Raw genomic sequence first — 15,577 nt, 5'->3', positions numbered from 1 at the left:
TAAAAGAATGGGGTGATAATAATGAAACTGCGAAAAAATCTCCAGGAATTGATTTCAGAGCTAAAAACGAATGAAGATTTTAAAGATAACATTGCCCATTGGCATACTATAGACGCAAAACCAGCTTCAGTAGTTCCGTATCCTGAAACAATGGATAAAAGGTTACAGGAGGCGTTAAAGAAACGAAAGATTGACGGGCTGTACACCCACCAGGCAACTGCATTTGAAGCGGCGACCAAGGGAAAGAGCCTAGTCGCCGTTACGCCGACCGCTTCTGGAAAAACATTGTGCTATAACCTGCCGGTGATTCAATCAATTCTTGAAAATGACAAAACAAGGGCTCTTTACATATTCCCGACAAAGGCATTAAGTTATGATCAGAAAAGCGAATTGCATGAAATGATCACTGAGATGGAGGTCAATATTAACAGCTACACCTATGATGGTGATACTCCATCCAATATCCGCCAAAAAATCCGCAAGGCTGGACATATAGTTATAACCAACCCTGATATGCTGCATTCGGGGATTTTACCTCACCATACAAAATGGGTATCCCTATTTGAGAACCTGAAATATGTGATTATAGATGAACTTCACATATATAGAGGAGTATTTGGCAGCCATACCGCCAATGTAATTAGAAGGCTAAAGCGGATCTGCCATTTCTACGGCAGCGATCCGGTGTTTATTTGTACCTCAGCAACAATAGCAAATCCAAAGGAGCTTGCTGAAGAGCTAACTGAAAAGAGCATGGTTCTTGTAAACAATAATGGAGCGCCAAGCGGGAAAAAACACTTTGTTTTTTATAATCCTCCAATCGTAAATAAGCCGCTTAATATCAGAAGAAGTGCTATTCTGGAAGCAAGAAGACTTGCAATGGAATTTTTAAGGAACAAGATTCAAACAATCGTGTTTGCCAGAAGCCGAGTTAGGGTGGAAATTCTGCTAACGTATCTTCAGGAATTGGTATCAAAGCAACTTGGACCGAAATCTATCCGTGGTTATCGAGGCGGTTACCTACCGAAGCAGCGCAGGGAAATTGAAAAGGGTCTGAGGGAAGGCAGCATTTATGGTGTAGTCAGCACAAATGCACTGGAGCTTGGTGTAGATATAGGCCAGCTGCAGGTATGCATTATGACTGGATATCCGGGTTCAATCGCCAGTGCCTGGCAGCAGGCCGGCCGAGCGGGACGGCGGCATGGGGAAGCGCTGATCATAATGGTAGGCAGCTCCAGCGCCCTTGACCAATATATTGTCCAAAATCCGGAATATTTTTTCGGCAAGAATCCGGAAACAGCACGAATAAACCCGGATAACCTTGTTATTCTGGTCGATCATGTAAAATGCGCTGCGTATGAGCTGCCTTTTAAAGCAGGGGAAACTTTTGGGAAAGCTGAGATTGCAGATGTCCTTGAGTTTTTGACCGAGGAACGTGTCCTCCATGAAAATAACGGGAAGTGGTTTTGGATGAATGACGCTTTCCCGGCGCATAACATTTCCCTGCGTTCTGCTTCTCAGGAAAATGTGGTGATCATTGATTTGACGAATGAACCGGATGTAAAGGTTATCGGAGAGATGGACCGATATAGTGCAATGACGCTGCTTCATGATGAGGCGATTTATCTGCATCAGGGGGTCCAATTTCAAGTCGAGGAGCTGGATTGGGAAGAAAAAAAAGCATATGTGCGTGAAGTGAATGTCGATTACTATACAGATGCAAATCTTGCCGTTCAGCTCTCAGTGCTTGAAATTGACAAACAAAGAAACTCAGATTCACATGAAGCTGCATTTGGGGACGTTTCCGTTCGGGCTATGGCGACGATTTTCAAAAAAATCAAATTCGATACTCATGACAATATCGGGTCTGGCCCCATTACACTGCCTGAGGAAGAGCTTCATACTGCTTCAGCCATGCTTTCTCTTAATCCTGTAAAACTTGGCTGGGATGAAAACAGGATTGAGCAGGGAATGATTGGCGCAGCACAAGCGTTAAACGGCATGGTGCCCTTGTATGTAATGTGTGATCCGCATGATATCCATGTGTACCCGCAGGTGAAAGCGGCACATAATGAAAAACCAACGATTTTTATTTACGATCGGTATCCGGGTGGCGTCGGGCTAAGTGAAAAGGTATATGAAAATGCGGATTTGATCTTGCGTGAGACAAGGCAGATGATAGAGCGATGCCAATGTGAAACGGGATGCCCATCCTGTGTGGGGACAGATTCAGCATCTGATTCTGCAAAAAGGGATGCCGTCCAGCTCCTGAAGCTGTTTGGATCTGAGATTATATAGTATAAGAAGGGCAGTGGTGGCATGTCGCTGAAAAGCAAACTTGGACGGATGAAAAGCCATATATCTCTTCCGGAAACGGAAAACACCGTTCCGAAAGAGAAGAAGACGACTAAAGATAACTTTTCGGCCATTCCCTTTTTAGAAAAATGGACGGAAAACTTAACAAGCGTTTATCGATTGGACGGCAGCCATTGCCTGATAAGAGAGACTAGTTATCCCCTTGATTATCAGCATGGCAGCTATCGCTTTAACGATTTATTGGGCATAGTTGACAGCTGGAACAATAGTCCTCTTGAGCACCCTCTTTCTAGTGCAGGGCATCAGGCAGGGGACCTTTTCTTTTTTGATACGGAAACAACCGGACTCGGTGGAGGTACTGGCAATACAATCTTTTTGCTTGGATACGCTTTTTTTGAGAATGACCGTGTTGTCGTCCGGCAGCACATCCTTCCTGAGCCTGGAAATGAAATTCCGCTGTATCAAAGCTTTTTAGAAAAGGTCAATTATGAAACGCTTGTCACCTACAATGGGAAAGCGTTTGATTGGCCTCAGCTGAAAACAAGGCACACGCTGATCAAGGAGCATGTGCCAAAACTTCCTGATTTCGGCCATTTTGATTTGTACCATGGTTCGAGAAGGCTTTGGAAAAACAAGCTTGACAAAGTAAAACTGGCAGCAGTGGAGAAGGACATTCTTGGAGTGCAAAGGGAAAATGATATCCCTGGCTATTTAGCGCCCATTATTTACTTCGATTTTGTTGAGCGTAAGGATCCGGAGATATTATTTGGCATCATGAAGCATAACGAAATTGATGTACTCTCGTTAATTACGCTTTATATCCATCTTTCACGGCAAGTACTTCAATTGGATGGCTATAATAGAGAGTCGCTGGAAATTGCGAGGTGGCTGAAGCTGCTAGGGAATGCAGAAGCCGCCCGGCAGACTTATGAGGCTGCGATTCAAGAAGGGACAGAAACAGAACAACTAACTGCCCTGCATGGACTGGCTCTTCAATGGAAAAAGGATAAACAGTATAATAAAGCAAAGGAAGCCTGGGAACTTGTAGCTGCTGGCGGAAATGAACGGCAAAGAGTGGAGGCATGGCATGAATTGGCCAAAATGCATGAGCACCACTTCAGGGATTATGAGGCAGCTTTATTTGCGACAGAAACACTTTATGTAATACTGAACGGCAGAATAAGCCTGTACGGTCTAACTCCAGAAGATCTGGAAAAAAGGAGTGCCCGCCTGCAAAAAAAGAAAGCGAAAAACGCGGCTTTATCAGCTGATGATCGGTGAGGGGAAAATCAGATCTAAGATTTTGAACGACACTAAATTTTCATATAGTTAGCTTAATTCTTTTGCATAAAACTATTGTCGATTTTTAACAAAATGTGTAAAATGATTAACTGTGCGGGAAAATCTTTTACAAGCGGGGCTGTTAATATGTACAAAGCTGTATTAGTCTTATTCTTCGTTGTCGTATGCCTAACGGCAATTCTTTTTTCAACTTTAAAAGAAAACTTCTATTCCTTCTTATAAATTAGGTACTTTCATTAGTACATGTATCCCCCTTTCGTCATAGTCTGTTACTGTAATACAAAACCTGCCGAAAGGGGATTTATTAATGGATATGTCTAAAATGCGCAGTAGCTGCTGCGGTAAAAAACCGTATGGGGTAATGGGCGCACAAACCGGTCCTATGTATCCGTCAACTGGTGTTATGGGGGCACAAACCGGACCTATGGGTATGGCACCTGGCGTTATGGGCGCACAGACTGGTCCAATGGGTATGGGACCAGGACCGGGAGTAATGGGAACGCAAACTGGGCCTGCATATGGTGGTCCAACTCAGGTGGCTCCGGCAAACGTACTTCCAACGGTAGTTCATCCAACACAAAATGTAGTAAACCAAAATGTGATTCCGCATATTGTGCCGCACGTCCATCCAACACACACTACAACGGTAAATAATCATATCTTTAACCATCAACACTACTTCCCTCAAACTCAATCCGTTGTCAACACATGCAAGAACCAGCATTTTGCTTGCCCAGGACATCCGCCTGTATCACCAGCAATGTGTCCGCCTGTATCACCAGCTTTCTGTCCTCCAAGAAGACCGGGAATCTGCTTCTAATAAGTTGCAAGGGCTGTCCGGAAGCCCTTGCTCTTTTACATAATAAGGAATGAAGGGATGTAGTTTTGCAATGAAGGTTTTATACTTGACGGGCTACAAACCTTTTGAATTTGGCATTTTTAAAAATGATCATCCGGGTGTAAAATATATTCAAAGCGCAATTAAACAGCGAATAGCTCTATTGGCTGAAGAGGGCGTTGAATGGGTAATTATTAACGGTCAGCTCGGCGTGGAGCTTTGGGGAGCGGAGATGGTGCTCGAATTGAAAGAAGAGTACAGCCTGCTCCGCCTTGCTGTACTGACACCTTATTTAAACCAGGAAGAATCCTGGAAGGAGCATAATCGGGAATATTATGAGAGCATACTAGCCAGGGCGGATTTTGTTGATTCTATATCTAAAAAACCCTATGAAGGTCCGGCCCAATTACGTGCAAAAAGTATGTTCATGCTTCAAAAGAGTGATGCAATGCTGATTGTCTATGATGAGGAGAGGGACGGTTCGCCAAAGTATGTCTATAAAGACGCCAAGAAACATTGTGAAGCAAGCGGGTATCGTGTTCATCAGATAACATTTGATGATCTCCAGCAAGTAATTGAAGATCAAGTACAGGATGATTGGACTTAACTCTAAAATGTTTTTCCTTCATCATTCGTTGACAAATTCCTCGCTTTTTGGAAAAATATAAGAAAAGACGTTTGGCGAAAGTATTGAGGTGGGTCTTATGCTATCTGATAAGATAAAATTGACTGCAAAGGATATTCTTGAAAAGGATTTTAAAACAGCCATGCGGGGCTATAAACAGGAAGATGTAGATCAATTTTTAGATCTAATCATAAAAGATTATGAAGTGTTCCATCAGGAAATTGAGGATCTAAGGCAGGAAAATCTCCGCTTGAAGAAGCAGGCAGAGGATGTATCAAGACGCCAGGTCCAGCAGACTCCTGGTGCTGCGCCCGGAACAACAAACTTTGACATTCTTAAAAGGCTGTCAAATTTGGAGAAGCATGTTTTTGGAAACAAGCTCTTTGACTAACGGCAGCTGGCCTTATTTACCATTGCACGTTTAGCAAAACTCCGATATAATCAATTATGTTGTGATTAACGTTTGGGTAATTGCTGCAGCAATCACGCTGTAGAGGAAAGTCCATGCTCGCACAGGCTGAGATGCCTGTAGTGTTCGTGCCTGGCGAAAAAATAAGCCAGGGCAGCATTTGATGCTGACGGCCGGGAAAATGCCTAAGTTCTTAATGAATATGGCGTGAATACCTATAAAAGTGCCACAGTGACGGAGCCTTTCCAGAAATGGAAAGGGTGGAACGAGGTAAACCCCACGAGCGAGAAACCCAAATTTTGGTAGGGGAACTTTCTTCCTTGGAAATGAACGAGGGGAAAGACAGGTACAAATTGTGCTTGTAGATAGATGATTACCACCTGAGTACGAGATGAGCAATCGATTGCAGTACAACGGTACAAAACATGGCTTACAGAACGTTAACAAACATCCCAAATGAATTATAAAATCCTTCAGGGCGGAGAATTGCCCTATAATAAAACCCTGCCAAATTTTGATTTGGCGGGGTTTTATTTTGCCAATTAGGCTTTGACTTTTCAGCGCTGCATTTTTATTAATAATTTTACCTGCATACAGAATCAAACAAATTTCGACATTTTTGTGAAAAGACCCCCGGGATTTGAAAAAGATACATATTTATTCAATAAATTACATTTTCATTATTGGTATAATGTTTTAAGACACATCGTTTGATTCGGGGGGAAGCTTTGATGATTGTAGATCATTCTTTTTTGGGACTTGAAGATCACTTTTCTTTTGCTGATCTGGTTTATCAGCATATGCAAGAGGGTGTCTTTGTGTTAAACCATTCGGGTGAAATTATGGATATTAATAGCTCGGCTGAAAAGATCACTGGCTTCTCAGAAGCAGAGTTGAAAGGGATCTCTTTTCAAAAGCTTTTTTACTCTCATCAAGAATACATAAATATATGGGAGAAGACCGAAAAATTTGATACATGGACCGGTGAAACTGAGAAGGTTCGCAAAAATGGAGAGATTTACACAGACAGGATGAAAATTCAGAAATGCGAAAAATATGTCCGTAATGTTTGTTATCTTGTCTTTTTTGAAGATATATCGCCTCAAAAAAAGGCAGAAGAACAGAGGCGTTTAGCTGACAAAATATATGAAAATATTAGTGAAGGAGTCCTCTTTACGGATGCAAAAGGCAGAATTTTGTACGTAAATCCTGCTTTTCAAATTGTTACCGGTTATACTGAGGATGAAGCGTTAGGAAATACACCAAGTATCCTGCAATCGGGCTTGCACAATGAACAGTTTTACCGTGATATGTGGCGGGAGATAGGCGAAAAAGGCCGCTGGAAAGGCGAAATTTGGAATAAACGAAAAAGCGGTGAGGTCTTTCCTGAATGGCTGACCATCAGCTCTATTCTGGATGAAGGGGGAGCACTGACGAATTACTTGGCTGTCTTTTCGGACATTACTGAACAAAAGCAAGCAGAGGATCAGCTGCGTAAACTTGCTCATTATGATGTGCTGACAGGAGCCGCGAATAGATATCTGCTTAATAAAAGGCTGGAACGTCTGCTGATAACCGCAAAAAAGTATAATCAAATATTGGCCGTGTTATTTTTGGATTTGGACAGGTTCAAGCTTATAAACGATACATTGGGGCATAATTATGGTGACTTACTCTTAAAGAAGGTATATTCCCGATTAAAGGGCCTGTTGAAGAGCAAAGATATTATTGCACGTCTCGGAGGCGATGAATTTGTTATCGTTTTGCCAAACATCAAACATGCGCGGGAAGCTGTTTCGGTATGCCAGGATATCATTAAATCGCTTCAGCAGCCATTCATCCTGCACGAGCAAGAGGTGTACACATCGGCTAGTATTGGTGTGGGGCTTTTTCCTTTTGATGGCGATAACATTGATTCACTAATAAAGAATGCTGACAGGGCAATGTACCAGGCAAAAGCCAACGGTAAAAACAATTTTGAGCTTTACCATACCGGTTTGCGGATGGAAAATGAAACAAGGCAAATGGTCCTTGAGAACGGCCTTCGAAGGGCAGTTGAAAAAAAGGAGCTGTTTTTGCAGTATCATCCGCTCGTCAATCTGACCAATGGCCAAATAGAAGGTGTGGAAGCATTGCTCCGCTGGAATTCATCTGAGCTCGGCCGTATATCCCCTGCTGAATTCATTCCGATTGCAGAGGAGACAGGGTTAATCGTTCCTATCAGCGAATGGGTGATCAAGCAGGCCTGTGACGATATTAAAAGTCTTCATATTATGGGCTATAATGGTCTTAAAGTCAGCATTAACATTTCGGGCATCCATTTTAACCAGGATGATTTCGTGAAAAACATTTCTGATATCATTCAGCATACAAACATTTTTCCTCATTGCGTTGATTTGGAGATAACTGAAAGCATCATTATGCCAAATGCCCCTGAAGCGAATAATAAGTTGGTGAAGCTAAAACAATTGGGAATTAAGCTGTCCATTGATGATTTTGGTACAGGATATTCGTCGTTGAGTTATCTGCACAGGCTTCCGATTGACAGATTAAAAATTGACCAAAGCTTTATAAAGAAGCTATCGGCATATAAAGAGGATGCGTCAATTGTTCAGGCTATTATTACGATGGCCCATACCCTGAACTTAGTGGTAATAGCTGAGGGAGTAGAACGGGAAAAGCACTTAAGATTCCTGGCCAGGGAGAAATGCGATATTATCCAGGGATATTATATTACAAAGCCAGTATCATGGAATGATTTATTATTTTTCTTAGAAACATGGGATCCACAAGCTATAATGAAATAGGGTGATTTATTGAAAACTTATGATTTAATTGCAACTTCAGCCATGGGACTAGAGTCAATCGTTGCAGGCGAAGTCAGGAAACTGGGCTACGAATGTGAAGTGGAAAATGGTAGAATTAGCTTTAAAGGTGACGAGCAGGCCATCGCCAAATCTAACCTTTGGCTGAGAACGGCAGACCGGGTCAAAATCAAGGTCGGCGAGTTTGAGGCAAAAACATTTGACGATCTTTTCGAAAAAACGAAAGCCCTTGATTGGGAAAGATATTTGCCGGAGGATGCAGAATTTCCTGTTTCTGGGAAATCTGTAAAATCGACGCTTTATTCTGTGCCTGATTGTCAGGCGATAGTTAAAAAAGCCATTGTAGACCGATTAAAAAAGCATTATAGACGTGAAAGATGGTTTGAAGAAACAGGAGCTTTATATAAAATTGAAGTCGCTATCCTGAAGGATACCGTAACTCTCACCATAGACACCAGCGGGGCCGGATTGCATAAGCGCGGCTACCGGACTGGACAAGGGGAAGCCCCTTTAAAAGAAACACTTGCCGCTGCTCTTATCTTGCTCACAAACTGGCATCCTGACCGACCATTTATCGATCCGTTCTGCGGTTCAGGAACAATACCGATTGAAGCAGCATTGATAGGACAAAATATTGCTCCGGGATTTAATCGCGAGTTCGCATCGGAAAAGTGGGAATGGATGGGCGAAAAGGTCTGGGGTGAAGCACGGATCGAAGCTGAAGATCTCGCCAATTATGACCAGCAGCTAGATATTGCTGGCTACGATATAGACCATAAAATGATAGAAATTGCAAAGAACAATAGCGTTGAAGCCGGCCTTGGGGACCTGCTGCAATTTAAGCAAATGCAGGTCAGCGATGTTACATCAAAAAAGGAATATGGTGTCATTGTCGGGAATCCTCCGTACGGAGAACGCCTCGGTGAAAAACATGCCGTTGAGCAAATGTATCGGCAAATGGGAAAAACGTTTGAAAAACTTGATACGTGGTCGGTTTATATTATCACCTCCCATCCTGATTTTGAAAAATTTTATGGAAAGCAAGCGACGAAAAAACGGAAGCTGTTTAATGGTTTTATCCGGACGGACTACCATCAGTTTTTCGGTCCAAGGCCTCCGAGGAAATAAGTAAAAGATGATGTATACAGCGCCCAGCTCCTGCATAAAATGAGATTATCTTTTTTATTGGAGAGGAGCGATCCAATGCAGGAAAGAATGGCAGATTTCGAATTGATTACAAAGGCGCTGTTTACATCATATGAAAAAATTCGACTGGAAGGAAACTGCGAAAAAGGCATGAGTGGACTGAGGGAAGCCGAAAAAAATATGCTTCAGGCACTGACCTTCCAGCTTCAGCAGCAGAATAATCTCGATTAATTGGTTGTTTACATTTTTCGAGCTTTATTTGAATTAAAAAAGCTGACGCGGATTTTGCTTTCCGCCAAAACATTTCTCAAAACCTTGCCTTACCTATGGCAAGGTTTTTTCTTGACTATCATAAGAGATTCAGCAATAATTTAATTTTATGCCTAAGGGTTATTAGTCCCCATATCTATTAGGGGTTATAAAGGGGAGAATAGAATGCTTCAAACATTGCCATTTACTGTTTCAAAAAGTGATTCCTTTTATGAAAAATTCTCCGAATGGATTGGCGATGTCTTTTATGATATTCTGCCGGAAAAAGGATTTGAGCTCCGTGATGAGCAGGTATTTATGGCTTTCCAGCTGGAAAAAGCTTTCAAGGATAAAGAAGTCATTTTTGCGGAAGCAGGTGTAGGCACTGGAAAAACCCTCGTTTATTTGTTATATGCCATCTGTTATGCAAGATATACGAATAAGCCCGCGATTATTTCATGTGCAGATGAAACATTAATTGAGCAGCTGGTGAAGGAGGAAGGGGATATTGCAAAAATTAAAAATGCACTGGATATCTCCGTTGACGTCCGCCTTGCCAAATATCATGACCAATACCTTTGTTTAAAAAAGCTCGATTATGCAGTATCAAATGAAGATTCTGAAACGATCGACCGCCTATATGATGAGCTGCCTGGGTTTGTGAATGAAGGGAGCTCAATGGTTTCCTACACACCATATGGTGACCGTAAAGAGTATCCTTATGTAAATGATGAAGAATGGTCAAAAGTTGGGTGGGATCAGCTTCAAAGTTGTTTCAGCTGTGAAAAGCGGCATCGCTGCGGACAGACACTTTTTCGAGATTATTACCGTAAAGCCGCCGATCTGATTATTTGCTCCCATGATTTCTATATGGAGCATATTTGGACAAAAGACGCCAGGAAACGAGAAGGACAACTGCCCCTGCTTCCAGAACACAGCTGTGTGGTTTTTGACGAAGGGCATCTGCTGGAGTTTTCGGCCCAAAAGGCACTTACCTATAAAGTCGCTGATAACACTTTGTCGACCATACTCCAAGGACTTATGGCAAACGATGTCCGCGATGAAACTTTATATATCATTGAGGACCTTATAGACATGAATGAAGAGTTTTTTGCTTTATTGCAAAAGCACTCCATTCCTGTCACAGGTTCCAACCGCCATACCATCATTTCATCATCTGCGCTGAAAAAATGCGGTGAATCTCTTCACCGAAAAGTGGAGGAATTAGAAGAAAGCCTTGTCTTCGAAGCGGAAATGTACACGATAAATGAATATGATTTAAAGGTAACAGAGGAGTTTTTGGAGCAGTTTGGCTACTCAATGTCACTATTCTTAAATGACAAACAGGCGGTCAGCTGGTTTGAACAGCATGCGCAATCAAATACACTCGTCATTATGCCGCGACTGGTGCAGGACATCCTGGGTGAAGAGGTATTCTCAAAGAAAATTCCATATGTTTTTTCTTCAGCAACGCTTTCAGAGGATAAATCGTTTGATTATATCGCAAGCAGTCTGGGCATTAGCGATTACCTCAGTTTCAGCGTCGAATCACCTTTTGATTACACTGAAGTAATGCAGATGAATTTGCCTGAATTTAAAGCAGAGGACCGAGAAAGCAAAATGAACTATGCTCTTAAAAGCATTCATGATTCGGAAGGACGGACACTTGTCCTGTTTCGTTCTCAGGAAGATCTGCAATGGTTTAAGGCAAATGCGGCCGATTCGCCATATCCATTTTATTATGAAGGTGATATGGAAATTAGCGAGCTGGTTAGAAGGTTTCAGGAAGAGGAGCATTCCGTGCTGCTTTCGTATCATCTTTGGGAAGGTTTGGACATCCCAGGGGAGTCTCTAAAGAATGTGATCATCTTTTCGCTTCCATATCCTCCAAATGATCCGGTGTTTGAGGCTAAAAGGCAATCGTCCGCTAATCCATTAGAGGATGTAGACATGCCATACATGCTTCTCAGGCTGCGGCAGGGAATTGGACGCCTTATTCGAACGTCTCAGGATGAAGGTTCCGTGCATATATTGCTTCCTGATGATTTAGATGAGCGCACTGATGCTAAAATTAAGTCTGTATTGCCAACCTTATAAAGCCAAAGACCCGCACTCCTGAAATGGCAGTGCGGGTCTTTTTGCAGATGCAGCAAGCATATTCAGGACAGGATAAATATATTAATCTGTTTATTCTTTAACATCTTTTTCATCCATACTTTCAACACATGAGAAGCAGTATATTTCACCGTCCTGTTTTACCCCGTCAAAAAACCCATCTCTGCAGTATATGCGTCGGCCGCAACTTTTGCACCCGCCAACCGGTTCTAGCATGGCAGTCAGTCCCTCCGCTAAATATTTTCTTTTATCGTAGCATTAATTGAAAGTAGTAAGAAATATTATAGTAATGAAAATCCAGGAATAAACCATGACTAATTTTGTTGGCTGTTATGATAAAATGGGAGGGTGTGAAAGGTAAAATAAGGATTTTCCTTTGCCCATTGGTGATGCCTGGGCTAAAGCCGTGGAAGTTATGCCAGGACGATAAAGTTCTATAAGAGGTACATTCCTGGTGCTAAGATAAGGGGGCGTATTTGTGTCTATTGATAAAGTTAAAAGAGAATTTGTGGAGTACGTGAAAAAGATATCTGCGTATAGTGAAGCACTTGGATTGGTGTATTGGGATATGCGGACAGGAGCACCCAAAAAAGGGATAGAACAAAGAGCCGAGGTTATTGGCATTTTGTCGTCAGAGGTTTTCAGCATGACTACAAGTGAAGAAATGGCCTCCTATATTGCCCGCCTATCCAATCAGGAAGCGATAAGAAAGCTGGATGAGGTAACGAACAAACTGGTTCAGGAATGTAAAAAGGAATATGAAAGAAACAAAAAAATTCCTGCTGATGAATATAAACAATACGTTGTTCTTCAGTCAAAGTCCCAATCTGTCTGGGAAGAAGCAAAAGAAAAATCTGATTTCAGCCTTTTTCAGCCATATTTAGAGCAGATTGTTGCGTATATAAAAAAATTCGTTTCCTATTGGGGCTACGAAAATAATAAATATGACACGTTGCTGGATATGTATGAGCCTGGCATGACAATAGAAATTCTTGACGATGTATTTGGCAAGCTCAGGGAAAGAATTGTACCTCTTGTAAAGGATATTGCAGATAATCCAAACAAGCCGGAAACATCTTTTTTATTTAAAAGATTCCCAAAAGAGAAACAGAAGGAATTTAGTATCGAAATCTTAAAGGAGCTTGGTTATGATTTTGATGCGGGAAGGCTGGATGAAACAGTTCATCCATTTGCGATTGGCTTGAATCCAGGAGATGTGAGAATTACAACAAAATATGATGAAAACGACTTTAGGACTGCGGTATTTGGTACGATTCATGAGTGCGGCCATGCTGTGTATGAACAGAATATTGATAGTAAATTGACTGGAACCCCGCTTGCCGATGGAACATCCATGGGGATTCATGAATCGCAATCGCTATTCTTTGAAAACTTTATCGGACGCAATTTTAGTTTTTGGCAAAAGGAATATGATCTCCTTAAAAAATATACTGGAGATCAATTTGCAAATGTTAGTGTGGAGGATTTCTACAGGGCAATCAATGAATCAAAGCCATCATTGATCCGGATTGAGGCAGACGAATTGACTTATCCTCTCCATATCATGATCCGGTACGAAATTGAGAAAGCCTTGATAAATGATGAACTGGAAGTAAGTGATCTGCCAGCGGTATGGAATAAAAAATATGAGGAGTATCTCGGGGTCCGCCCGGAAAACGACGCAGAGGGAGTGCTGCAGGACGTGCACTGGTCTGATGGAAGCTTTGGCTATTTCCCTTCCTATGCGCTTGGCTATATGTATGCAGCTCAATTCAAGGCTGCCATGTTAAAAGATATACCTGAATTTGATAGATTGTTGAAGGCAGGGAGTATAGCACCAATTAAAAAATGGCTCACGGAAAAGATCCATAAGTATGGAAAAACAAAGAAACCGCTAGAAATTTTGATGGATACTACAGGAGAAGGCCTTAATGCCAATTATTTAATTGAATATCTCGAGGAGAAATACAGGAGTGTTTATAAGCTGCAAAACGAAAGCTAAGGTGAATTGCGAATGAAACTTTTTCTTCCAGCTTTGGCGATCCTGTTTGCAGCAACATTATGGGGTGCAATTGGGATTTTCGTTAAGGGCCTCGCGGAAGCTGGATTTTCGTCCATGGAAATCGTTACAGTAAGAGTTGTTGCATCAAGCGCCATTCTGCTCTTAATCGGGATGCTGAAGAACAGAAATCTATTGAAGATTAAAATAAAAGATATTTATTTATTTGTTGGAACAGGGATTTTGAGCATCGTCTTCTTTAATTGGTGTTATTTTACGTCAATGAACATGCTGTCAATTTCTACGGCTGTGATTCTCTTATACACCGCGCCTGTATTCGTGATGGTTCTCTCAGTACTTTTTTTACATGAGAAATTCACTGTAAGGAAAATAGTCCTTCTTTTCTGTACCCTTGCAGGCTGTTTCCTTGTGACAGGAGCGTTAGAATCAGGTCTAAAGCAGGGAAATCCGGCCGGGTATCTTGTAGGACTTGGCTCAGGGCTTGGATATGCCTTGTACAGCATTTTTGGAAAGGCAGCACTGGATAAGTACCAAACCTTTACCATTACTGCCTATACGTTTTTCGTAGCAAGTTTGTTTTTATTACCGATTACTAAAATTTGGATTAAGGCTCCGCTCTTTATTGACACTGGAATCATATTAAATGTGCTTGGTTTAAGCCTGCTATCAACTGTATTGGCTTATCTGTTGTATACATGGGGCCTTCAGGCGATGGATAGCAGCAGGGCAGCGGTTCTTGCCACAGTTGAGCCATTGACGGCAATGATCATAGGGTTTGCTATCTTTGGTGAAAAACTATCACCATTGCAATTAACCGGTGCAGGGTTCATACTTCTGGCTGTTGCTCTTTATAATAGAAGAAACAGATTTACTGAAGAAAAGGGCACTGAAAGCATACTGGATGGGTAGGAAGCCAGGAAGAATTAAATAATTTCCGCCAGGGAAATACCCTTTGTCAATTAAAAGGGAAATGGGTTTGGTTTAATAGGGGGTATATTACAGGATGGGCAAAAAAATACCCCCAAAATTCGTACACTTTGTATAAAAATCTGATTTCTATATCACCCAAGTTAGTAGCCACCAACGCGAAGCATCAATTATGTAATTTATTATTGATTATTAGTAAACTTTTCCTTATGGATAAAGGATAACGGCTCAATTATACTCTATCGGGGTATAGTCGTTTCAAGTGAATCGTTAACTTTCCCATATTTTTTATCAACATTAATAAATGTTATCGTCAACTTTGCTTATTTATCATCAAAAACACAATAGCATCAACTACCTGTTTAATCCGCTTTTTTGGGACCCGATTTAGTAGCTGATAAGAAAAAAGCAGATCCAAAATGGACCTGCTCAGATTGTCGACAAAAGGGGTTCGGAATGGTCTCATTCCGAACCCCTTTTTAGTGATTATTTCTATTTTTGCTTATTTTGAGTGTGAATGGACCTCACTTAGCCTTATTTATTAGGCCATTTCTGGACCTTGCCATGTCCAGTCTGCCATCTTCTTCAAATTCATGGCAGCGAAAGTAAGCTGCCGCATAGAGCGAATGCCAAATGTATAATGAATGAAAGTGAGTTTAATCAGGATTACAGGGTCAATACTTGGGCGGCCCACTTCCGAGTAGACATCCGTCACCAAGTCATAGATAAATGAGAAGTCAAGGGCTGCTTCCATCTTATGGGCCAAATGGTCCTGTGGGACAAGCTGGTCTAAAGTAACCATCTC

The 15,577-nt window shown here is 41.7% G+C and carries 11 protein-coding genes, 1 other RNA gene and 1 pseudogene; 12 read left to right on the top strand and 1 reads right to left on the bottom strand.

Annotated features, from left to right (window positions below; genetic code table 11):
• Positions 1 to 21: 21 nt before the first annotated feature.
• From D0469_RS11990 to D0469_RS11940, 12 genes are all read left to right on the top strand, one after another.
• The gene (locus tag D0469_RS11990) at positions 22 to 2,298 is read left to right on the top strand and encodes a DEAD/DEAH box helicase (RefSeq protein WP_117326977.1); all 2,277 of its coding nucleotides are present in this window, start codon (positions 22 to 24) and stop codon (positions 2,296 to 2,298) included.
• Between the two features lie 21 nt (positions 2,299 to 2,319).
• Entirely contained in the window at positions 2,320 to 3,597 is a 1,278-nt protein-coding gene (locus D0469_RS11985; protein ID WP_117326976.1) for a ribonuclease H-like domain-containing protein, read from the top strand.
• A gap of 328 nt (positions 3,598 to 3,925) precedes the next feature.
• Entirely contained in the window at positions 3,926 to 4,438 is a 513-nt protein-coding gene (locus tag D0469_RS21670; RefSeq protein WP_233523037.1) for a spore coat protein, read from the top strand.
• A 70-nt stretch (positions 4,439 to 4,508) separates the two neighbouring features.
• Positions 4,509 to 5,063, top strand: coding sequence for a DUF1273 domain-containing protein (locus D0469_RS11975; RefSeq protein ID WP_117326975.1), 555 nt, complete (start codon positions 4,509 to 4,511; stop codon positions 5,061 to 5,063).
• A gap of 97 nt (positions 5,064 to 5,160) precedes the next feature.
• Positions 5,161 to 5,472: a cell division regulator GpsB gene (gene gpsB / locus D0469_RS11970; RefSeq protein ID WP_117326974.1), complete on the top strand. Its 312-nt coding sequence runs from the start codon at positions 5,161 to 5,163 to the stop codon at positions 5,470 to 5,472.
• A gap of 68 nt (positions 5,473 to 5,540) precedes the next feature.
• Positions 5,541 to 5,928: RNase P RNA component class B (gene rnpB / locus D0469_RS11965), an RNA gene on the top strand.
• Positions 5,929 to 6,221: 293 nt separating this feature from the next.
• Positions 6,222 to 8,297, top strand: a complete 2,076-nt coding sequence (locus D0469_RS11960; RefSeq protein WP_117326973.1) for a sensor domain-containing protein — start codon at positions 6,222 to 6,224, stop codon at positions 8,295 to 8,297.
• A 9-nt stretch (positions 8,298 to 8,306) separates the two neighbouring features.
• Complete coding sequence (locus D0469_RS11955; protein WP_117326972.1) at positions 8,307 to 9,443, top strand: THUMP domain-containing class I SAM-dependent RNA methyltransferase; 1,137 nt, start codon at positions 8,307 to 8,309, stop codon at positions 9,441 to 9,443.
• Positions 9,444 to 9,518: 75 nt separating this feature from the next.
• A complete protein-coding gene (locus D0469_RS21120; RefSeq protein ID WP_158553441.1) occupies positions 9,519 to 9,692 on the top strand; it encodes a hypothetical protein in 174 nt (57 codons plus the stop codon).
• Between the two features lie 204 nt (positions 9,693 to 9,896).
• Positions 9,897 to 11,807, top strand: a complete 1,911-nt coding sequence (locus tag D0469_RS11950) for an ATP-dependent DNA helicase (RefSeq protein ID WP_117326971.1) — start codon at positions 9,897 to 9,899, stop codon at positions 11,805 to 11,807.
• Positions 11,808 to 12,303: 496 nt separating this feature from the next.
• A complete protein-coding gene (locus tag D0469_RS11945; protein ID WP_117326970.1) occupies positions 12,304 to 13,827 on the top strand; it encodes a carboxypeptidase M32 in 1,524 nt (507 codons plus the stop codon).
• Between the two features lie 12 nt (positions 13,828 to 13,839).
• Entirely contained in the window at positions 13,840 to 14,754 is a 915-nt protein-coding gene (locus tag D0469_RS11940; protein WP_117326969.1) for a DMT family transporter, read from the top strand.
• A 628-nt stretch (positions 14,755 to 15,382) separates the two neighbouring features.
• Here the strand turns inward: D0469_RS11940 and D0469_RS11935 are convergent.
• Positions 15,383 to 15,577, bottom strand: a pseudogene (locus D0469_RS11935) (transposase); the annotation flags it as partial.

Source organism: Peribacillus saganii (assembly GCF_003429095.1).
GTDB classification, from domain to species: domain Bacteria; phylum Bacillota; class Bacilli; order Bacillales; family DSM-1321; genus Peribacillus; species Peribacillus saganii.
This window is presented reverse-complemented; position numbering and strand designations above follow the sequence as displayed.

Bases quoted from the DNA above. Each gene is read 5' to 3' on its own strand.
- D0469_RS11985 (WP_117326976.1), top strand. From the start codon at position 2,320: ATGTCGCTGAAAAGCAAACTTGGACGGATGAAAAGCCATATATCTCTT.
- D0469_RS11990 (WP_117326977.1), top strand. From the start codon at position 22: ATGAAACTGCGAAAAAATCTCCAGGAATTGATTTCAGAGCTAAAAACG.
- D0469_RS11940 (WP_117326969.1), top strand. From the start codon at position 13,840: ATGAAACTTTTTCTTCCAGCTTTGGCGATCCTGTTTGCAGCAACATTA.
- gpsB (WP_117326974.1), top strand. From the start codon at position 5,161: ATGCTATCTGATAAGATAAAATTGACTGCAAAGGATATTCTTGAAAAG.
- D0469_RS11950 (WP_117326971.1), top strand. From the start codon at position 9,897: ATGCTTCAAACATTGCCATTTACTGTTTCAAAAAGTGATTCCTTTTAT.
- D0469_RS11960 (WP_117326973.1), top strand. From the start codon at position 6,222: ATGATTGTAGATCATTCTTTTTTGGGACTTGAAGATCACTTTTCTTTT.
- D0469_RS11975 (WP_117326975.1), top strand. From the start codon at position 4,509: ATGAAGGTTTTATACTTGACGGGCTACAAACCTTTTGAATTTGGCATT.
- D0469_RS21120 (WP_158553441.1), top strand. From the start codon at position 9,519: ATGCAGGAAAGAATGGCAGATTTCGAATTGATTACAAAGGCGCTGTTT.
- D0469_RS21670 (WP_233523037.1), top strand. From the start codon at position 3,926: ATGGATATGTCTAAAATGCGCAGTAGCTGCTGCGGTAAAAAACCGTAT.